Origin of the sequence: Kitasatospora sp. NPDC051702, assembly GCF_040681575.1 — a bacterium.
Lineage (GTDB): Bacteria > Actinomycetota > Actinomycetes > Streptomycetales > Streptomycetaceae > Kitasatospora.
Genome location: NZ_JBFAZB010000001.1, coordinates 319,695 through 339,022, shown reverse-complemented (window position 1 = coordinate 339,022; position 19,328 = coordinate 319,695). Strand labels below are relative to the sequence as shown.

General features: G+C 75.6%; 17 protein-coding genes. 10 read left to right on the top strand and 7 right to left on the bottom strand.

Annotated elements, in window-relative coordinates; translation table 11 throughout:
• The first annotated feature begins 253 nt into the window (after window positions 1-253).
• Together AB0N04_RS01415 and AB0N04_RS01410 are read left to right on the top strand one after the other, a co-directional pair.
• A complete protein-coding gene (locus AB0N04_RS01415; RefSeq protein WP_360219634.1) occupies window positions 254-1,423 on the top strand; it encodes an exonuclease SbcCD subunit D in 1,170 nt (389 codons plus the stop codon).
• Window positions 1,420-4,533 carry an SMC family ATPase gene (locus AB0N04_RS01410; RefSeq protein WP_360219637.1) on the top strand — a complete coding sequence of 1,038 codons (3,114 nt, stop codon included), beginning with the start codon at window positions 1,420-1,422 and terminating at the stop codon, window positions 4,531-4,533. Before AB0N04_RS01415 ends, AB0N04_RS01410 begins: the two co-directional genes overlap by 4 nt.
• Before the next feature lie 12 nt (window positions 4,534-4,545).
• Here the strand turns inward: AB0N04_RS01410 and AB0N04_RS01405 are convergent, their stop codons facing one another.
• Window positions 4,546-4,764, bottom strand: coding sequence for a hypothetical protein (locus AB0N04_RS01405; RefSeq protein WP_360219640.1), 219 nt, complete (start codon window positions 4,762-4,764; stop codon window positions 4,546-4,548).
• A 144-nt stretch (window positions 4,765-4,908) separates the two neighbouring features.
• Between AB0N04_RS01405 and AB0N04_RS01400 the strand changes: the two genes are divergently transcribed.
• Window positions 4,909-5,475: a DUF1990 domain-containing protein gene (locus AB0N04_RS01400; RefSeq protein ID WP_360219643.1), complete on the top strand. Its 567-nt coding sequence runs from the start codon at window positions 4,909-4,911 to the stop codon at window positions 5,473-5,475.
• A gap of 199 nt (window positions 5,476-5,674) precedes the next feature.
• Here AB0N04_RS01400 and AB0N04_RS01395 read toward each other — a convergent pair whose 3' ends face one another.
• Together AB0N04_RS01395 and AB0N04_RS01390 are read right to left on the bottom strand one after the other, a co-directional pair.
• A complete protein-coding gene (locus AB0N04_RS01395) occupies window positions 5,675-6,121 on the bottom strand; it encodes a YjbQ family protein (protein WP_360219646.1) in 447 nt (148 codons plus the stop codon).
• A 277-nt stretch (window positions 6,122-6,398) separates the two neighbouring features.
• Window positions 6,399-6,665, bottom strand: coding sequence for a hypothetical protein (locus tag AB0N04_RS01390; RefSeq protein WP_360219649.1), 267 nt, complete (start codon window positions 6,663-6,665; stop codon window positions 6,399-6,401).
• A 769-nt stretch (window positions 6,666-7,434) separates the two neighbouring features.
• Here AB0N04_RS01390 and AB0N04_RS01385 point away from each other — a divergent pair.
• The gene (locus AB0N04_RS01385) at window positions 7,435-9,633 is read left to right on the top strand and encodes a bifunctional glycosyltransferase family 2 protein/CDP-glycerol:glycerophosphate glycerophosphotransferase (RefSeq protein ID WP_360219652.1); all 2,199 of its coding nucleotides are present in this window, start codon (window positions 7,435-7,437) and stop codon (window positions 9,631-9,633) included.
• Window positions 9,634-9,822: 189 nt separating this feature from the next.
• On the opposite strand, the gene AB0N04_RS01380 is transcribed toward AB0N04_RS01385, so the two are convergent.
• On the bottom strand, window positions 9,823-10,035 hold the full coding sequence (locus tag AB0N04_RS01380) for an EF-hand domain-containing protein (RefSeq protein WP_360219655.1): 213 nt from the start codon (window positions 10,033-10,035) through the stop codon (window positions 9,823-9,825).
• Window positions 10,036-10,208: 173 nt separating this feature from the next.
• Between AB0N04_RS01380 and AB0N04_RS01375 the strand changes: the two genes are divergently transcribed.
• Window positions 10,209-10,877 (top strand): lysophospholipid acyltransferase family protein, encoded by a 669-nt coding sequence (locus AB0N04_RS01375; protein WP_360219658.1) that lies wholly within the window; start codon window positions 10,209-10,211, stop codon window positions 10,875-10,877.
• 78 nt (window positions 10,878-10,955) lie between these two features.
• Here AB0N04_RS01375 and AB0N04_RS01370 read toward each other — a convergent pair whose 3' ends face one another.
• Entirely contained in the window at window positions 10,956-12,836 is a 1,881-nt protein-coding gene (locus AB0N04_RS01370; protein ID WP_360219661.1) for an ABC transporter ATP-binding protein, read from the bottom strand.
• Between the two features lie 226 nt (window positions 12,837-13,062).
• A complete protein-coding gene (locus AB0N04_RS01365) occupies window positions 13,063-13,836 on the bottom strand; it encodes an SDR family NAD(P)-dependent oxidoreductase (RefSeq protein WP_360219664.1) in 774 nt (257 codons plus the stop codon).
• Between the two features lie 155 nt (window positions 13,837-13,991).
• Between AB0N04_RS01365 and AB0N04_RS01360 the strand changes: the two genes are divergently transcribed.
• From AB0N04_RS01360 to AB0N04_RS01345, 4 genes are all read left to right on the top strand, one after another.
• A complete protein-coding gene (locus tag AB0N04_RS01360; protein ID WP_360219667.1) occupies window positions 13,992-14,198 on the top strand; it encodes a hypothetical protein in 207 nt (68 codons plus the stop codon).
• 80 nt (window positions 14,199-14,278) lie between these two features.
• Window positions 14,279-15,013, top strand: a complete 735-nt coding sequence (locus AB0N04_RS01355; protein ID WP_360219670.1) for a hypothetical protein — start codon at window positions 14,279-14,281, stop codon at window positions 15,011-15,013.
• Window positions 15,010-15,945, top strand: coding sequence for a hypothetical protein (locus AB0N04_RS01350; RefSeq protein ID WP_360219673.1), 936 nt, complete (start codon window positions 15,010-15,012; stop codon window positions 15,943-15,945). The genes AB0N04_RS01355 and AB0N04_RS01350 overlap by 4 nt, the downstream gene beginning before the upstream one ends.
• Window positions 15,942-17,015, top strand: a complete 1,074-nt coding sequence (locus tag AB0N04_RS01345) for a serine hydrolase domain-containing protein (protein WP_360219676.1) — start codon at window positions 15,942-15,944, stop codon at window positions 17,013-17,015. The genes AB0N04_RS01350 and AB0N04_RS01345 overlap by 4 nt, the downstream gene beginning before the upstream one ends.
• Before the next feature lie 66 nt (window positions 17,016-17,081).
• Here the strand turns inward: AB0N04_RS01345 and AB0N04_RS01340 are convergent, their stop codons facing one another.
• Complete coding sequence (locus AB0N04_RS01340; protein WP_360219679.1) at window positions 17,082-17,744, bottom strand: LysE family translocator; 663 nt, start codon at window positions 17,742-17,744, stop codon at window positions 17,082-17,084.
• Window positions 17,745-17,891: 147 nt separating this feature from the next.
• Between AB0N04_RS01340 and AB0N04_RS01335 the strand changes: the two genes are divergently transcribed.
• Window positions 17,892-19,256 carry a PLP-dependent aminotransferase family protein gene (locus AB0N04_RS01335; RefSeq protein ID WP_360219682.1) on the top strand — a complete coding sequence of 455 codons (1,365 nt, stop codon included), beginning with the start codon at window positions 17,892-17,894 and terminating at the stop codon, window positions 19,254-19,256.
• The last annotated feature ends 72 nt before the right edge of the window (window positions 19,257-19,328 follow it).

The following is a 19,328-nucleotide window of genomic DNA, read 5'->3' as shown; positions in this document are numbered from 1 at the left end:
TCCGACGACCACACCCGCATGGTTCCTCCCACCCCGCACACCCGACGACGGACACCGCCGGCCGCCCCGACCCGGAGCCGCCGACACCGGGGAACATACACAGAGCCACTGACAATCCACCCCGAGTGATCGGAGGGGCGGGGCCGGGGCGCCCCACCGCAGGGTCCGGCGCCGTCCCGGACCCGCCCGCCGGGACGGACGGGGTGGCTGGTCCGGACGGGATTGTCGGTGCCGGACGTTAGGGTCGGGGACCATGCGACTGCTGCATACCTCCGACTGGCACCTCGGCCGCTCCTTCCACCGGGAGAGCCTGCACGACGCCCAGCGCGCCTTCCTGGACCACCTGGTGGACGTGGTCCGGGAGCAGCACGTGGACGCCGTGCTGGTCGCCGGGGACGTGTACGACCGGGCGCTGCCCGCGCTGGACGCGGTCGCGCTGTTCGACGACGTGCTGCACCGGCTGGCCGGGCTGGGCGTGCCGACGGTGTTCATCAGCGGCAACCACGACTCGGCCCGCCGGCTGGGCGTCGGCGCCGGGCTGATCGGCCGGGCCGGCGTGCACCTGCGCACCGACCCGGGAGAGTGCGCCGTCCCGGTGCTGCTGGCGGACGAGCACGGCCCGGTGGCGGTCTACGGCCTGCCGTACCTGGAGCCGACGCTGGTGCGCGAGCGGTTCGGGCTGGAGCGCGGCGGGCACGCGGCGGTGCTCGGCGCGGCGATGGACGAGGTCCGGGCCGATCTGGCGGCCCGCCCGGCGGGCACCCGTGCGGTGGTGCTCGCGCACGCCTTCGTGACCGGCGGCACGGCGAGCGACAGCGAGCGGGACATCGCGGTCGGCGGGGTCGCCTCGGTGCCGGCCGCGGTCTTCGACGGCGTGCACTACGCGGCGCTCGGCCACCTGCACGGCTGTCAGACCCTCGCCCCGCACCTGCGGTACAGCGGCTCCCCGCTCGCCTACTCCTTCTCCGAGGCGAACCAGCGCAAGACCATGTGGCTGGTCGACCTCGCCGCCGACGGGTCGGTCGCCGCGGAGCGGGTCGACTGCCCGCAGCCGCGCCCACTGGTCACCCTGCGCGACGGTCTCGACGCGCTGCTCACCGACGAGGCGTACGCGCCCCACGAGCAGTCCTGGGTGCAGGCCACCCTCACCGACGCGGCCCGCCCGAGCGAGCCGATGGAGAAGCTGCGCCGCCGCTTCCCGCACACCCTGCAGCTGCTCTTCGACCCGGAGGACGCCGACGCGGAGCCGACGCGCTCCTACGCGGCCCGGGTCAGCGGCCGCGCCGACCTGGAGGTCGCGGAGGGCTTCCTGCGGCACGTGCGCCCCGGCGCGGAGCCGGACGGCGACGAGCTGGACTGGCTGCGCACCGGGTTCGAGAGCGTCCGGGAGAACACCGACCGGAAGGCGGACCTGCCCCGATGAGACTGCACCGGCTCACCGTGACCGCCTTCGGCCCGTTCGCGGGCAGCGAGACGGTCGACTTCGACGCGCTCGCCGCCGGTGGCCTGTTCCTGCTGCGCGGGGCGACGGGCGCGGGCAAGAGCAGCGTGCTGGACGCCGTCTGCTTCGCCCTGTACGGGGACGTGCCCGGCACCCGCCGCGCCAACCGGCTGCGCAGCGACCACGCCGACCCGCGCCGGCTGACCGAGGTCCGGCTGGAGCTGACGCTCGGCGGGCGGCGGCTGCAGATCACCCGGCTGCCCGAGCAGCGCCGCCCGAAGAAGGTCGGCACCGGCACCACGGTCGAGCGCCCGCAGACCCTGCTGCGGGAGTGGGCCGCGGACGCGGGCGACGGCACGCCCGGCTGGCGGGCGGTCAGCAAGTCCCACCAGGAGGCCGGCGAGGAGATCCACCGGCTGATCGGCATGAACCGGGAGCAGTTCTGCCAGGTGGTGCTGCTGCCGCAGGGCGACTTCGCCCGCTTCCTCAAGGCCGATTCGGAGGAGCGCGGCAAGCTGCTCCGGCGGCTCTTCGACACCGAGCGCTTCCAACACGTCGAGGCGTGGCTCGCGGAGCAGCGCCGGGCCCAGGAGGCCGCCGTCCAGGCCGGTCGGCGCCGGCTGCGGGACCTCGCCAGCAAGGCCGAGCAGGCGGCCGGCCCGGACGCCGAGCCCGCCGCGGACTGGGTTCCCGCCGAGGAGGACGCCGCGGACCTGACCGCCGGGGTGCTCGGCTGGGCGGCCGTGCTGCGCGGCGGAGCGGCCGAGCAGCTCGCGGTCGCCGAGGCGGCGCTCGAGGGTGCCGAGGCCGCGCAGCGGGCGGCCCAGGCCGATCGCGGGGAGGCCGAGGAGTTGGCCGGCCGCCAGGGCCGCCACCGGGAGGCGCTGCGGCGGGCCGACCGGCTGGCCGCAGCGGAGGCCGAGGCGGCCGCGGACGGCCGGCGGCTGGCGGCGGCGCAGGCGGCCGTCGGGGTGGAGTCCGCGCTGCGGCTGCGCGAGGGCGCGGCCGACGCCCTCGGGCGGGCCCGGGAGGACGAGCGCCGGCACCGCGCGGCGCTGGCCCGGCCGGACGCGGGCGCCCGCGTCCCGGCCGGCGGGGGCCGCGGTGCCGGTGAGGTCGGCGCGGAGGAGGCCGGTGAGGTCGGCGCGGAGGAGGGCCCGGCCCTGGCCGAGGCTCCCGCGGCGGCCCTGGCCGAGGCCGAACGGCGCCTGCGCGCGGAGCTGGTCCGGCTGGAGACGGCCCGGACGCAGGAGCGGCGCTGCGCCGAACTCGCCCGCGAGCAGCGGCTCCTGGACGAGGAACGCCGGCGGGCCGAGGAGCTCGCCGAGGAGGCCGAGGACTGGCTGGCGGAGTACGACGAGCGGCTCGACGGCCTCCGGGCTCAGCAGTCCGAGGCCCGGGCCGCGGGCCTGCGGGTGGAGCAGCTGGACGGCCGGCGCGCCGAGTCGGCAGCCCGGCTGGACGCCGCCCGGGAGCGCGACGGGCTGCGGGCCCGGATCGCCGCCGAGGAACCGCGGGTGAGCGCGCTGCGCACGGCCGCGCTGGACGCCCGCGAGCACTGCCTGAGCCTGCGCGAACGCCGTCTGACCGGAATGGCGGCCGAGCTGGCCGAGCAGCTGCGGGCGGGCGAGGCCTGCCGGGTCTGCGGATCGCCCGAGCACCCGGCACCGGCCGAGGCCGCCGGGGCCCTGGTCGCCGCGGGCGACGAGGAACGGGCACAACGGGCCCAGGCCGTCGCCGAGCAGGCCTGGACGGCGGCCGACCAGGCGCTCACCGCACTGCGGGTCCGCGAGGCCACCGCGGCCGGGGCGGCCGGGCCGGAGGCCGTCGACGCGCTGGCGCGGGCCCTCGACGAGCTGGCCCGCGAGCACCACGAGGCGCTGCACGCGGCGGAGGCGCTCGGCCGGGTCGAGCAGGAGGTCGCCCGGCTGTCGGCGGACCAGACCCGCCGGCTCGCCGAGCTGCGCGAGGCCCGCGAGCGCGGCGCCGTGCGCACCGACCGCCTCCAGGCGCTCGACCTGGAGCGGCGGGAGCTCACCGCGCTGGTGTCCGCCGCCCGCGGCGAGGCCGACTCGGTCGCCGACCGGGCGGCGGAGCTGGAGCGGCTGGTCGAGCTGGTCGCCGCGGTGGCCGGGGCCGCCGCCGCCCGTGACCGGGCCCTGGCCCGGCTGGGCGACGCGGAGGAGGAGCTGACCAGGGCCGCCGCCGCGGCCGGCTTCCCGAACGCCGGGGAGGCCCTGGCGGTGCTGCTGCCCCGCCCGGAGCGCGAGCGGTTGGAGGCGCGGGTCGAGCGGCACCGCGCGGAGTCGGCCGCCGTGCGGCGCGAGCTGGCGCTGCCGGAACTGGCCGAGGCCGCGGCCCGCCCGCCGGTGGACCTGCCGGCCGCGGCGGCCGCGCTCGCTGCCGCCACCGACCGGCTGGGCCGGGCGCACGCCGCCCGGGCGGCGGCCGGTGAGCGCTGCGCGGCACTGGCCGCGATCGGCCGGCAGCTGGGCGAGCTGGCCGCCGGGTTGGCGCCGGCGCTGGAGCGGTACGGGCGGATCAACCGGCTGGCCGCCCTGGCCGCCGGCACCTCCACCGAGAACCGGCTGCGGATGCGCCTGGAGTCGTACGTGCTGGCGGCCCGGCTGGAGCAGGTCGCGGCGGCGGCGAGCGACCGCCTGGTGCGGATGTCCGGCGGCCGGTACACCCTGGTGCACAGCGACGACCGGGGCAGTGGCAACAAGCGCTCGGGCCTGGCCCTGCGGGTGGTGGACGCCTGGACGGGCACCGAGCGCGACACCGCGACGCTCTCCGGGGGCGAGGGGTTCTTCGCCTCCCTCGCGCTCGCCCTCGGCCTGGCCGACGTGGTCACCGACGAGGCCGGCGGCATGCCGCTGGACACCCTGTTCATCGACGAGGGCTTCGGCACGCTCGACGAGCAGTCCCTGGAGGAGGTGATGGACGTCCTCGACGGCCTGCGCGAGCGGGACCGCGCGGTCGGCATCGTCAGCCACGTCGCCGACCTGCGCAGCCGGATCCCGGCGCAGCTGCTGGTGCGCAAGGGGCGGCACGGCTCCACCCTGGCCCTGGCCGGGAGGGAGGACGCCTGAGCCCGCCGGGCGTCAGCCCGAGCAGGCGATCCGCTGCGCCTGCTGCCAGGCGCAGACCGGGCAGAGGGTGCTGCCCGGGTGGTCGGCGGGCAGTTCGGTCGGCTCCCCGCACAGGACGCAGTCGGCCCGCGGCCCGGCCTGCGCCGGGGCGGGCACCAGCGCGGCCCCGGCCCCGGCCTCCGGGGCGAGCCCGCAGACCGTCGTGTCCTCGTCCCTCGTGCCGTCACTCATGCCGCCTTCCTACTGCGCGGGCGGTGCCCTCCGCAAGGCGGGGGCCGCGCAGGCCCCGGGGCCCCGGCCCCTTCCCCAGCCCTTCCTCGCCCCTTCCCCGGCCCGCCGAGGGGGCCCGCGCCGCCCCCGGCTACGGTGGGCCGCATGCCCGCCGACCTCCACGACCGCCTGCTCGCGGCCCGCGCCGCCGCCCCCTCCTACCCCGAGGTGGGCGCCACCCGGGGCGGCCCCCTGCCGGCCGGCTACGCGCACCTGCGGCGCCGGGTGCACCTCGGCCACGGGCCGCAGGTGCTGGCCCGGGCCGGGCGGTACGTGCTCGGCTGGGGCAGCCAGCTGGGCACCGGGTTCGCCGTGTACCCGCACGCGCCGGCCGAGGAGGGGGCGACGGTCCTGTTGCGGCTGAGCCTGCCGGGCGGGCGGTGGCCGCGGCTGGTCATCCCCTGCCGGGTGGTGTGGACGGTGGACCGGCCGGACCGGATCGGCTTCGCCTACGGCACGCTGCCCGGGCACCCGGAGTGCGGCGAGGAGGCGTTCCTGGTGTCGATGGACGCCGACGGAGCGGTGTGGTTCGAGGTGGCCGCGTTCTCCCGGCTGAGCGCCTGGTACGCGCGGCTGGGGCGACCGGTGGCGCAGCTCTGCCAGTACCTGGCGATCGAGCGCTACCTCGCCGCGGTGGCCGCCGCGGTCGCGGACCCCGCCGCGCACGGCTGACCGCGCGCGGGGCGGCGAGCCCCGGCCGACGGGCCCGAGCCGGGGGACGTGGGCCGCGGACGTGAGCCGGCAAGATGCGCTCGCGCCGAACGGAGCGTTCGCCCACCGCCCAGGCACGGCACGGCACGGCCCGGCCCGGCGCGGTGCGGTGACGTGCCGGACCTGGCCAGGTCCGGCCAGGTCCGGTCCGGTCGGCCGCTCAGCCGAGGAAGGAGAGCCGGACGGTTCGGCGCGGGTTGTCCCCGTTGGTGTCGACCAGCACCACGGACTGCCAGATGCCGAGCGCCAGTTGGCCCCCGATCACCGGCAGCGTGGCGTGCGGGGCGACCAGGCCGGGGACGACGTGGTCCCGTCCGTGTCCGGGGCTGCCGTGGCGGTGGCGCCAGCGGTCGTCGGCGGGGAGCAGCTCGCGCAGGACGGCGAGGAAGTCCTCGTCGCTGCCGGAGCCCGTCTCCAGGACGGCGATCCCCGCGGTGGCGTGCGGGACGAAGACGTTGAGCAGGCCGTCGCGGCCGGCGGCCCGCTCGGTGAGGAACCCGGTGCAGCGGTCGGTGATGTCGAGCGCGACCTCGCGGCTGCCGGTGGTGATCTCGAAGGTGGTGGTCTGGAAGGGGCTGGTGGGGGTGGAGTGGGTGTTGTCCGCCATGGCGCCATCCTCACCCACCGGGCCCGTGCCCGCGCAGTACCTCGCCGACTCCGCTCGCCGGGCCGGCACGCGGGCGTAGGGTGAGAGGTTCAGACCAGACGGGGCGCTCGGGGGGCGGTGCCCGGGCCGTGGCCCGCGCCGGTCCGCGGCCGGCCCCGCGCACTCCCCGGGTACGCCGAAGACCCGACGGTCCTGGTGGTCCGTCGGGTCGGGATCCCGGTGTGCGCGGCGGGCCGAGGCCCCCCGGCCGGGATTCCCGGGCCAGGGCCCGGAGGCCCTAGCCGCGTCCGCCGAAGAGGCTGCGGCGCAGCCGCCGCAGCGGCGACAGCAGCGAGACCCGCACGTGGCGGCGCCGGGTCGCCGGAGCGTCCGCGCCGCGCGGGGTCAGCTCCCTTATCAGCCCGAGCGCCTCGGCGGTGTCCACCGCCGGGAGCGCGGGCGCGCCGAGCACGGCCAGGTGTCGCTCGATCCGGCGGCCGGTCGTGCCGACACCGCACTGGATCGCCGGCACACGGGGCCGAGTCCGCACTTGCATGTGTTCCATCAGTTCTTCCCACCCCTACGAGGCGCCAGGGCCAGAGGCGAAGACTATCCGCGATGGACGGCCTTCGCGCAACCGTCCCTGGTGTTGTGCCACCGTACCGTGCGGCGTCAACTGACGATGCACCAGGGGCTACCCGGCCGGTCACGACTAGGCATCAATGATGGTGCACGACCAGCCGTTCGTCACCGGTGTCCGGAGGCACTGGCCCGGCGCCCGGTCCGGCCGAGTGCGCCGAGTGCGCCGGGCGCACCCGGTCGTCGCCGACGAGGGAACGACCGAGGGAACGACCGAGGGGGAGGACGGCGGGGCGGCGAGAGGGAGGACGGCGGGGGCGATGGCGGGGAACGACGCGCGGCACATATAAAGGGGACAACCCCCCGGAGGTCGACATGGAGACCGGTCGACAGATCCCCCTGACTTCATGAAGTGAACACATTCGAGGGATTGACTCCCGGGATTCCTCCAAGCAATATCTCTGAGAACACGCAGGTGCCCGCACCGCACCGATCGCGTGTTCGAGTGATGAAGAACTCCGGCTCCTGCGAGCCACTGCCCGGCCGCCTCGACGCTGCGGCGGCCAGGCTCGCCAGGTGCCCGGACCGGCGGCCGGCCGTAGAGGGTCGGCCGGGCCGCCACCAGGCTGCCGGTGCCGCCCCGCCAGGGGCCCGGCACCGGCGGCTCCGGGGCCAGGGGCCCGTCCACCCGCCCCGATCCGGCCGACCGGACGTCCCCGCAGGTCGCGCCGCGCCGGTCGGTAGACTCGGCCAGCGTGTCCCTCCTCCTCAGCATCGTGCTCCCGGTCCACGGCGTGGAGCGGTTCCTCCCGCACTGCCTCGACTCGATCCTCGGCGACACCCCCGCCGCGGAGTCCCGCTTCGAGGTGATCGCGGTCGACGACCGCTCCCCCGACGGCTGCGGCGCGATCCTGGACGAGTACGCCGCCCGCGACCCCCGGCTGCGGGTCCTGCACCTCACCGAGAACCAGGGCCTCGGCGGCGCCCGCACCGCCGCGCTGCCGCACGTGCGCGGCGAGTACGTCTGGTTCGTGGACAGCGACGACCGGCTGCCCGAGCGCACCGTCAGCGTCGTCCTGGACGAGCTGCGCCAGGAGCAGCGCCGCGAGACCCCCGCCGACGTCCTGATCACCGACTTCACCCACGTGTACCCCGACGGCGGGACCGAGCCCAACCCGTGGCGCCACGTGCTGCTGGGCTCCCCACTGGTCGACGGCTGCACCCTGGCCGAGCACCCGGCGCTGTTCAACACCGTGATGTCGGTCTGGAACAAGGTGTTCCGCCGCGCCTACCTGGAGGGCCTCGGCGTCTCCTTCGGCCGCGGCTACTACGAGGACATCTCGGTCACCTACCCCGCACTGCTGGCGGCCGGGCGGCTGCGCTACCTGGACCGGCCCTGCTACGTCTACCGGCGCGGCCGGGAGGGCGCGATCACCGCGACCGCCTCCCCCCGGCACGCCGACGTCTTCGCCCAGTACGAGGCGATCTTCGCCTTCCTGGACCGCCCGGACCGCCCCGGGGAGCCCGTCCCGGCCTCGCTGCGCACCCTGGTCTTCGACCGGACCGTCCGGCAGGCCCTGAACGTCTACGACACCCCCGGGCTCGTCCCCCTCGACCGGCGCAAGGAGTTCTTCCGCCGGATCACCCAGCACTTCGCCCGCCACCGCCCCGACGGCTACCAGTTCCCGGGCGGCGTGCGCGGCGTGCAGTACCGGCTGGCCGCCCGCGGTGCCCGGATCGCGTACGCCGAGCTGCGCCGCACCGGCCGCCTGCCGCGCGAACTCAAGCGCGGGGCGCGCGCGGTGGCCCCGGCGGTGAAGAAGGGCGTGCGCAGCAGCGCCCGGTTCACCGCGTACAACGCCTTCCGCCGGCTGCCGCTGGACGAGAACCTGGCCGTCTACGCGGCCTACTGGCACCGCGGCTACGCGTGCAGCCCGGCGGCGATCTACGAGAAGGCCAGGGAGCTGGCGCCGCAGGTCCGGGGCGTGTGGGTGGTGGAGAACCGCAAGCAGGCCGCCACCATGCCGCCCGGGGTGCCGTACGTGATCGTCAACACACCCGCCTACCTCAAGGTGATGGCGACCGCCAAGTACTTCGTGAACAACGTCAACTTCCCGCGCACGATGGCGAAGCGGCCGGGCACGGTGCACGTCCAGACCCAGCACGGCACCCCGCTCAAGGCCATGGGCATGGACCTGCGGGACCGCCCCGAGGCGGCCGGCGGGATGGACTTCGACCGGCTCCGGGAGGCGATCGACCGCTGGGACTTCCTGGTCTCCTCCAACCCGCACACCAGCGAGCACTTCGCCCGCGCCTTCCCCGGCCGGTACGAGATGCTGGACACCGGGTACCCGCGCAACGACCGGCTGGCCAACGCCACCCGGGACGAGGTGCGCGCCATGCGCGAGCGGTTCGGGCTGCGGCCCGGCGGCACCGCCGTGCTGTACGCCCCGACCCACCGCGGCGACCAGGGCGGGTACGTCCCGCTGTTGGACGTGCGGGAACTGGCCCGGCGGCTGGGCCCGCACTACACGCTGCTGGTGCGCACCCACTACTTCCACACCGGCGGGCCGGGGGACCTCGCGGCGGACGAGGGCTCGGCCGAGATCGTGGACGTCTCGGCGCACCCCACGGTGGAGGACCTCTACCTCGCGGCGGACGTGCTGGTGACGGACTACTCGTCGATGATGTTCGACTACGCGGTGCTGGACCGTCCGGTCGTGGTCTTCGCGCCCGACTGGGAGGAGTACCAGCGGGTGCGCGGCGTCTACTTCGACCTGTTCGCCGAACCGCCGGGGGCCGTCACGGTGGATCCGGAGGGGCTGGTGGAGGCGCTGCTGGCCGGCGATCCGGAGCCGGCCGCGCGGGCGCGGTTCCGGGCCCGGTTCTGCCCGTGGGACGACGGCGGGGCCTCGGAGCGGGTGGTGCGCCGGGTCTTCCCGGTGCCGTCCTGACGCGGGAACCGGGGCCCTGACGCGGGAACCGGCTCCTGACCCGGGAGCCGGGTCCTGACGCACGGGCGACGTCCCGGCCCGGCGGCGAACGTCCCGGCCCGGCGGATCCCAGCGGTGCGGGTGCGGATAGGGAGCGGCTGCGGACGGGGCCGGTGCCGCCGTACGGCGACCGGCCCCGTCGGCGCGGGCTCAGCGCCGGCGGGCGGCCAGGAACTCGTCGAAGGTCAGCACACCGTCGTGGTCGGTGTCCATCGTGTTGATCAGCGCCTCGGCCATCGAGATGGTGACGTCGTGGTCGCCCATCTCGTTGGCGGCCAGCGCGTACTCGGCCGGGGTGATCCTGCCGTCGCCGTCCTTGTCGAAACGGTCGAACATGGCCTTGATCGCCTCAGTGGTCTCCATCGTGCCCTCCTGGTACTGCGGGTTGTGCTCGGTGCGGACGGCGGTACCCTACCCGGCCGTGGTGTGCGCCACGGTCGGCGGGAGTGGACGGGCGCGGGGGTGGGTGTCGTAGTCTGCGGATCTGATTGCAGGCCCGGGCACCTCCCGGGCGTTCGTTCGTCCAGGGAGGGACCATGCTCGACCTCGTCACCAGGCTGCTGCTGAAACCCGTCTCGCGCGGCATCTGGCGCCCGTCCATCGAGGGCATCGAGAACGTGCCGCGCAAGGGCGGGGTCATCCTGGCCAGCAACCACCTGTCCTTCATCGACAGCGTGGTGATCCCGCTGACCGCCCCGCGCCGGGTCCACTTCCTCGCCAAGGCCGAGTACTTCACCGGGACGGGGCTCAAGGGCCGGCTCTCCAAGGGCTTCTTCGAGTCGATCGGCGCGGTGCCGGTGGAGCGCGGCACCTACCGCTCCGCCCAGGCCTCGCTGGAGTCCGCGCTGGAGATCCTCGAGGACGGCAAGGCCTTCGGCATCTACCCGGAGGGCACCCGCTCGCTCGACGGGCGGCTCTACCGGGGCAAGACGGGCGTCGCCTGGCTGGCCCTCACCGCCGGTGTCCCCGTGGTGCCGGTGGCGCTGGAGGGGCCGGAGCACATCCTGCCGGTCGGCAAGCGGCTGCCGCGGCTCAGGAAGGTGACGGTCCGTTTCGGCGAGCCGCTGCACTTCGACGAGCTGCACGGGCAGGCCCGCTCGCTGAAGGCCCGTCGACAGGTGACCGACGAGGTGATGGCGGCGATCCAGCGGCTCTCCGGCCAGGAGGTCGCGGAGAACTACAACGAGGTGCCGAAGGCCGCGTAGGCCCGTCCGGCGGCCCGGGCCGGCCGGTCGCTCCCGCGCGACCCGCCGCCCGGGTGCCCGGGTGCCCGGGTGCCCGGCTCACCGGACCAGGACGGCCGGCTCCTGGTCCAGGAGGGCCGGCCCCGCGTCCGCGAGACCCGGCTCCCGGACGGGCGCGACCGGCTCCGGCGCCTCCCTGCGCAGCAGTGCCGCGTAGCGCCCGTCCAGCTCGACCAGCTCGTCGTGGGTGCCGAGTTCGACGACCTCGCCGTGGTCCAGGACGGCGATCTGGTCGGCGGTGCGCACGGTGGAGAGCCGGTGCGCGATGGTGATCGTGGTGCGGCCCGCGGCCAGGGTGTCCACGGCCTGCTGGACGGCGCGCTCGGTGCGGTTGTCCAGGGCGCTGGTGGCCTCGTCGAGGATGAGCACCGGCGGGTTGCGCAGGATCGTCCGGGCCAGCGCGAGGCGTTGCTTCTCGCCACCGGAGAAGCGGTAGCCGCGCTCGCCGACCAGGGTGTCGTAGCCGTCCGGCAGGGCGGCGACGGTCTCGTGGACCTGCGCGGCCCGGGCGGCCTCGACGAGTTCGGCGTCGGTGGCGTCCGGCTTGGCGAAGCGCAGGTTCTCGGCGACCGAGGCGTGGAAGAGGTAGGTCTCCTGGGAGACCACGCCGACCGCGCGGGCCAGGGTGTCGAAGGACAGCTCGCGCACGTCCACGCCGTCGATGGCGACCCGGCCGCCCGTGACGTCGTACAGCCTCGGCACCAGGTAGCTGAGCGTGGTCTTGCCGGAGCCCGTCTCGCCGACCACGGCCAGCGAGCTCCCGGCCGGGACGACCAGGTCGACGCCGGACAGCGTGGGCCGCTCCTGGTCCGGGTCGTAGCGGAAGTCCACGCCCTCGAAGCGGACCTCGCCGCGGACCTCGGCCAGGCCGACCGCCCCGGCCGGCTCGGCGATCTCCACCGGCAGGTCCAGGTACTCGAAGATGCGCTGGAAGAGCGCGAGCGAGGTCTGCACCTGCACGCCCGTGGAGAGCAGGCTGACGGTCGGGCGGAACAGGCCCTGCTGGAGGGTCACGAAGGCGACCAGGGTGCCGACCGAGACGATCGGGGCGCCGTCGGCGGCGGACAGCCCGGCAGCCCAGTAGATCAGCGCGGGCATCGCGGCCATCACGATCTGGATGGTGTTCATCCGCCAGCGGCCGGCCATGCTGGCCCGCACCTCCAGGTCGGCGAGCTGGTCGGACTGGCCGGTGAACTCGCGGGCGAGCGAGTCGGAGCGGCCCATCGTGCGGCCGAGCAGGATGCCGCTGACGGAGAGCGACTCCTGGACGGCCGAACTCATCGCGGCCAGCTGCTTCTGCCGTTCGGTGGTGATCCGCTTGCGCTCGTTGCCGACCCGGCGGCTGATCCAGACGAACAGCGGCAGCAGCACCAGCGAGACGACGGTCAGGCGCCAGTCGAGCGCGACCATGGCGACCACCGAGGCGATCACCGCGGTGAAGTTGGAGACCAGGCTGGTCGCGGTGGACGTCACCGTGGACTGCATGCCGCCGATGTCGTTGGCGATCCGGGACTGCACCTCACCGGTGCGGGTGCGGGTGAAGAAGGCGAGCGACTGCCGCTGCAGGTGGCCGTAGACGGCGGTGCGCAGGTCGTGCATGACGCGCTGGCCGACGGTGGTGGAGATCAGCGTCTGCAGCACGCTGAAGACGCTGTTCACCACGGCCGCGGCGATCATGCCGAGCACCAGCAGGCTGAGCAGTCCGGTGCGGCCCTGCGGGATGGCGGTGTCCAGCACGGCCCTCAGCAGGAACGGCGAGACGACCGAGACGACGGCGGAGGCGGCGACCAGCAGCCCGACGACGGCCAGTCGCCCCGCGTACGGGCGGAACAGCGCGAGGATGCGCCGCCACTGGGCCGGCGGGCGGGGGGCACCCTCGGCGCGTTCGGGGGCGGTCCAGTCGGTGGCGTCGGGCCTCAAGGGCGGGCCTCCCAGGGTGTGCCGGGGTCGGCGGTCGGGCGGCCGCCAGCATAGCGAGAATAGCTCATAGTTAGACAAGCTAATAGTGAGAGTTACTCTATTCCCGCGCGGCCGCGGCGCCCGGCTGCCGACCGCCGACCCCGACCGGGCCGCCGACCGACCCGACCGGGCGGTCGGCCGACCGACCGCCCGGCGTCACGATCCGCCCGCCCGGTCGGCCGGCGCCTCAGTCCGTCCGGTAGGTGCGCGCCGCCTTCGAGGACACGCCGCCGAGCTTGCCCGGGGGCAGCATCCGCGCGACGGCGACCGCCACCTTGTAACGACGGCCCGGCACCGACAACGACCTGCCGCGCGCCAGGTCGCGCATCGCCTCGTCGACCACCCGCTCCGCCGAGAGCCAGGACCAGGCCGGGATGTTGCCGGTGCCCATGCCCGCCCGCTCGTGGAACTCGGTCCGGGTGAAGCCCGGGCACAGCGCCATCATCCGCACGCCCGTGCCGCCGAGGTCGCGCAGCACGCCCTGGGTGAAGCTCACCACCCACGCCTTGCTCGCCCCGTAGGTGCCCCGCGGCAGGAAGGCCGCCACCGAGGCGACGTTGACGACCGCACCCCGACCGCGCTCGCGCATCCCCGGCAGGGCTGCCGTGGTCAGCCGCAGCACCGCCTCGACGTGGACCTTCACCATGTCCAGCTCCGCCTGCAGCGGAACGGCCCCGAAGGCGCCCTTGTTGCCGAACCCGGCGTTGTTGATCAGCAGGTCCACCGGGCGCCCGGCGTCGCCCAGCCGGGCCTCGACGGCGGCGATGCCCTCGTCCGTCGCGAGGTCGGCGGTCAGCACCTCCACCTCGACGCCGTACTCGGCGTGCAGGTCGGAGCTCGCCCGCTCTAGACGCCCGGTGTCCCGGGCCACCAGGACGAGGCGGTAGCCGCCGCGGGCGAGTCGGCGGGCGAAAGCGGCTCCGATGCCGGCGGTCGCGCCGGTGATCAAGGCAGTGGTCATGCCCCTGACCGTACCGACTCCCCGCAGCCGAGCCCACACCCAGGGCAACGTCCCTGCTCAGCGGACTGCGGATGCAGGCGATCGGTCGTGCTCGTAGTGTCGGACAGGGGCATCGCCCGAACGGGTGATGAAATCCAGGCGAGGAGGCACATCTGATGCTTACTCAGTTCCGCACGGAAACCGCTTCGGCGTCACCCAGCGCGACGCTCGCCGAGGCCGAGACACTCGCGAGCCTGATGGTGGAGGACGAGGCCGTCGTGTCCGACGCGCCCACGTACCTGCCGGAGGCCGCGGGTGCCGCCCTGCTGCTCGGCCTGCTCCTGGCATCGCCGAAGCCGCCGAAGGAGAAGCCGACCCGGTGACGCGGGCCGGCCACACCACCTGAAGGCCGGGCCGGCCCCGCGAACGGGCCGGCCCGCCCCACCAAGGAGGAACACCACCGATGCCATTCGCCGAGACCTCGCTCCGCGACGACTACGCCGCGGCGGTCGAGCGGGTGGCGGGCCGGACCCTCGACGCCCTCCGGGGCGGCGGGGGTGCGGCCGCGCTCGTCGACCCCGACACCGCCGTACCCCGCCCGCTGCTGGCCGCCGTGCGACTGCTCGGCGCCGACCTCCTCTCCCCCCAGCTGCTCACCGGAGCCGGACCCGACGGCCCCGCCGCCGCCCTGCTGGCCGAGGCCCGCCGGGCGCTCCCGGCACCGGCACCCCCCTCCCGAGAGGCCGCGCTGGTGATCGGATGGCAGGACTGGGCCGCCGGACAGGTGCTCGCCCGCACCCCCTACGGCGAGGCCGTACCACCGCCCGCCCCGCTGCCGGGCCCCGACGAGCTGGGCTGGCAGGCCTGGTCGGTGCGGATGGCGCAGCTGTCCGTCCTCGCCCTGCCCGGACTCGACGGCCCGGTGCACGACACCGCCCGGGCCCGGGTCCTGGCCCTCGCCCGCGGCACCGTCCGCTCGATGATGCGCCGCGACCTCACCACCGCCGCCCGGCTCGCCCGCTGGCTCGGCTGGGCCGCCGCCGAAGGCCGACCGCTGCCGCTCGACGTCGGCCCCGTCCTGGACCGGATCCGCCTGGCCGGTGACGGGAGCGCCCGCACCGGGCTCGAACTCGCCGTCGCCCGCCTGCTGCTCGACCGCTCCCGCCCGTCGACCGCCGAACGGAACCAGGCCCCATGACCGACACCCACGTCCTCTCCGTCGCCCAGCAGGTCGGCTCCCGCGCGATGACCTGGCTGCACGCCGCCCACCGCGACGGCCTCGGCCGGATCCCCGACAACACCGTCGTCGACCTCGCCACCCCCAACGACGCCTACAAGCCGCTCGGCGAGATCGCCCTGGTAGCCTCCGTCGTCCTGCGCGACGGCGTCGCCGGGCCCGCCGGCACCCGGGCCGCCCGGGAACTGCTCGACTACGCGTGGGAGGAGGTCCGCGAGGGCGACCTGCTGTACGAACGCCAGCTGCGCCACGTCACGATGAGCGACCCGCTGGAGCTCTACGGCCACTTCGCCCGGGCCGGCTACCGCCACCCCGCCCTCGAGGAGCTCCTCGAATCGATCAGCCGCCTGCGCGCCGCCCACGCCACCGAGATCCAGGCCAACCGGCGGCTCGCCGTCGCCAACGCCCGCCGGCTGGTGGGGCTCAGCCACCAGCCGGACTGGGACGCGCTCGCCGCCCGCACCTGGCTCGGCGCCACGCCCGAGCCCTGGGCCGTCGAATGGGAGATCGCCTACCAGATCACGCACACCGTCTTCCACCTCACCGACTGGGGCGCCCACCCGGACGGCCTGCCCGAGCCGATGCGCGACCACGTCCGCGACTGGCTCCCGGTCTGGCTCGACGTCTGGCTGGAGATCGGGCAGTGGGACCTCGCCCTCGAACTCCTCATCGTCGACGCCTGCATCGGCGAACCGGCCACCGGCCGACAGGGCTGGGACGCGCTGGCCGCCGTCCAGCACGACGACGGACTGGTGCCGCGCGAGGCCAACGAGGCGGTGAGCTCGGACCGCGACGAGTCCTTCCGGGAGCACCAGCACACCGCCGTGGTCGCGGTCCTGGCCGGCGACGTCACCCTGGCCCGGGCGCTGGGCACCGGCGCGGCGGCCGCGTGAACGCACTGGACACCGCGGTGGCGGCGGTGGTGCGGGCGGCCGAACCCCACGCCACCGCCGTCACGGTGGCCGTGGCGCGGGGGGAACGGCAGGAGGTGCGCTGCCACGGGCGGACCGGGCGCGGCCGGGCAGCTGCCTGCACGCCGGACACCGTCTTCGAACTCGGCTCGGTGAGCAAGACGTTCACCGCCCTCCTGCTGGCCGAGATGGCGGCCCGCGGCGAACTCGCCCTGGACGACCCGCTGGAGCACCGGCTCCCGCCGAACTGGCCACCGGTACCCAGCCGTTGCGCCGAACCCGTCCGGCTGCTGCACCTGGCCACCCACACCTCGGGCCTGCCCCGGCTGCCTCCCGGGCTCCTGGCGGCCGCCCTCCCCCGCTGGCGCAGCAACCCCTACGCGGGGTTCGGGGACGACGACCTGCGGACGGCGCTGGCCCGAACCACCCCTCGACGCAGGCCCGGTGAGCACTACCGGTACTCCAACTACGGAGTCGGGCTGCTCGGGCGGGCACTCGCCGAGACGGGCCGCTCCCCGTACGGGGCGCTGCTCGCGGAACGGATCTGCGGCCCGCTCGGACTGCGCGCCACCGGGTGCGCACCGGACGCGCCGGGGCGGGCGACCGGGTACCTGCGCGGCCGGGAACTGCCGCCGTGGCACGCCCCCGGACTGCCGGGAGCGGCCGCGGTGCGGGCCAGCGGGGCCGATGTGCTGCGCTACCTGCGGGCCCACCTCGACGGCCTGGACGGCCTGGACGGCATGAACGGCCTGGACGGCCTGGACGCCGCGGCGGGGACCTCCCTGGGGGCCGCCCTGCGGGAGGTGCGGCGGCCGCGGCTGCGGCTGCCGCGGTCGGGCGACGAGGTCTGCCTGGTGTGGAACCGCCGCCGCTCGGGCGGACACGACCTGTACTTCCACGCGGGGGCGACCAGGGGCTTCACGGTGCTCGTCGGGTTCTCGCCGCAGACTGCGGCCGCGGTGGCGGCGCTGGCCAACACCGGGCCGACGCTCGGCTCGCACGTCGTCCAGGCCGGGTACGAGGTGCTGCGGGTGGCAGCCCGGACGGCGTAGGTGCGCCGGGCGGATCCCGACGGATCCCGACGGCTCCCGTGGGCCTGTGGCTCCCGGCCGGGGAGCCTAGGCCGCGACGGCCTTGGCGCGGTCGGCGGCGATGTGCACCGCCAGGCCGGCGAGGACGGTCCCCATCGCGTAGCGCTGGACGCGCAGCCAGGCCGGGCGGCGGTTGAGGAAGGCCGCGATGCCGCCCGCGCTCATCGCGATCAGGCCGTTCACGGTCACCGCGATCGCGATCTGCGTCAGGCCCAGCACCAGGCTCTGCAGGGCGACGCGGCCGCGTTCGGGGGCCACGAACTGGGGCAGCAGCGAGATGTACATGATGGCGATCTTGGGGTTGAGCAGGCAGGTCAGGAAGCCCATCGCGAACAGGCGCCGCGGCGGGTCCGGGGTCAGCTGCTGCGGGGCGAAGACCGCCGTACCGCCCGGCTTCACCGCCTTCCACGCCAGCCAGAGCAGGTAGCCGGCACCCGCCAGCTTGATCCCGGTGTAGAGGGCGGGCACCACCGAGAAGACCGCGGCCACGCCCGCCGTCACCGCGACGAGGTAGACCAGGAATCCGACCGCGACCCCGAGCAGCGAGATCAGCCCGGCGCGGCGGCCCTGCGCGATCGAGCGCGAGACCAGGTAGATCATGTTCGGCCCCGGCGACAGCACCATGCCCAGTGCCACGGCGGCGATCCCGAGTACCGCGTGGCCGTCCACGGCCGGTGTCAACGCGTCCATGCAGGGAGGCTAGGACGGATCACCGGCTCGGTGCAATGATGACTTTGCGCTCGGCGCAATGGCGCCGGCGGAGCCGGCCCACGGCACCGGGACGAGCCGGGACGGCACCGGGACGGCACCGGGCGACAGCACGGAGGGACGACACCGATGGACGACTACCGCCTGATCGCCGACCGGGTCGCCGCCGACATCACCGACGGACGCCTGCGGCCCGGGCAGCAGCTGCCCACCCAACGCGCCTTCGCCCGCAGCCGGGGCATCGCCGCCTCGACGGCGGGACGCGTCTACCGGGAACTCGCCCGCCGCGGACTGACCGTCGGCGAGGTCGGGCGCGGCACCTTCGTCCGCGCCGGGCGGAGCACGGAGGACGGCCGCATCGCACTCGCCGAACCGACCAGCGCACCCGTCGACCTGGAACTCAACTACCCCGTCACCCCCGGGCAGGCCGAACTGCTCGCCGGCGGACTCGCACCGCTGCTGCGGCCGGACGCGCTCGGCGACGCGCTGCGCCCGGTCGGCGCGGCCGGCACGGACGCGGCCCGGCTGGCCTTCGCCGGCCTGCTCTCCGCCGGCTCCTGGCAGGCCGAGCCCGCGGACCTGCTGTTCGCGGGCAACGGGCGGCAGGCCGCCGCGGGAGCGCTGTCCGCACTCGTGCCGCCCGGGCAGCGGCTGGGCGTGGAGGCGCTCACCTATCCGGTGGTCAAGGCCGTGGCGCAGCGACTGGGCATCCGCCTGGTGCCGCTGGCCGTGGACGAGGACGGGCTGCTGCCCGAGGCCGTCGCGGCCGCCCACCGCGCGGCTCCGCTGCGCGCCGTGTACGTGCAGCCCCGGCTGCAGAACCCGCTCGGTGCGAGCATGCCGCCCGCGCGGCTGGCGGCGCTCGCGGAGGAACTGCGACGGCTCGACCTGCCGGTGGTCGAGGACGCCGTCTGGTCGTTCCTGCGGCCCGACCTGACGCCGCTGGCCGCGTTGGCCCCGGAGCGCACCGTTCTCGTGGACAGCCTGTCAAAGCGGCTCGCGCCCGGGCTGACCAGCGGGTTCGCACTCACCCCCGGCGCGCTGCGCGAGCAGGTGGCGGGCGCGCTGCGGTCGGGCGGGTGGACGCCGAACGGGTTCGCGCTGGAGGCGGCGGTGCGCTGGATCGGGGACGGCACCCTGGCCGCGACCGAGGCCGCCAAGCGGGCCGACGCGGCGGACCGGCAGGCGCTGGCGCGCGAGGTGCTGGCGGGGCAGCGGGTGCGGGCCGACCCGTGCTCGTACTACCTGTGGTGGGAGCTGCCGGGGGCCTGGCGGGCGGAGGCCTTCGTGGCGGCGGCCGCGCGGGCCGGGATCTCGATCACACCCGCGGCGGCGTTCGCCGTGGACCCGCGCCGGTCACCGGCCGCGGTCCGGGTCGGGCTCGCCTCGCCGACCCTGCCGGTGCTGGCACGGGCCCTGGGGACGCTGGCGCGGATCGCGACGGCGGGGGCCGGAGGGGCGGGGGGCCGAGCGACCAGGGCGGCTGACAGCTGACAGCTGACGACTGACAGCTGACGGCGAACAGATAACAGCTGACAGATTTCAACATCTGTCAGCTGTTATCTG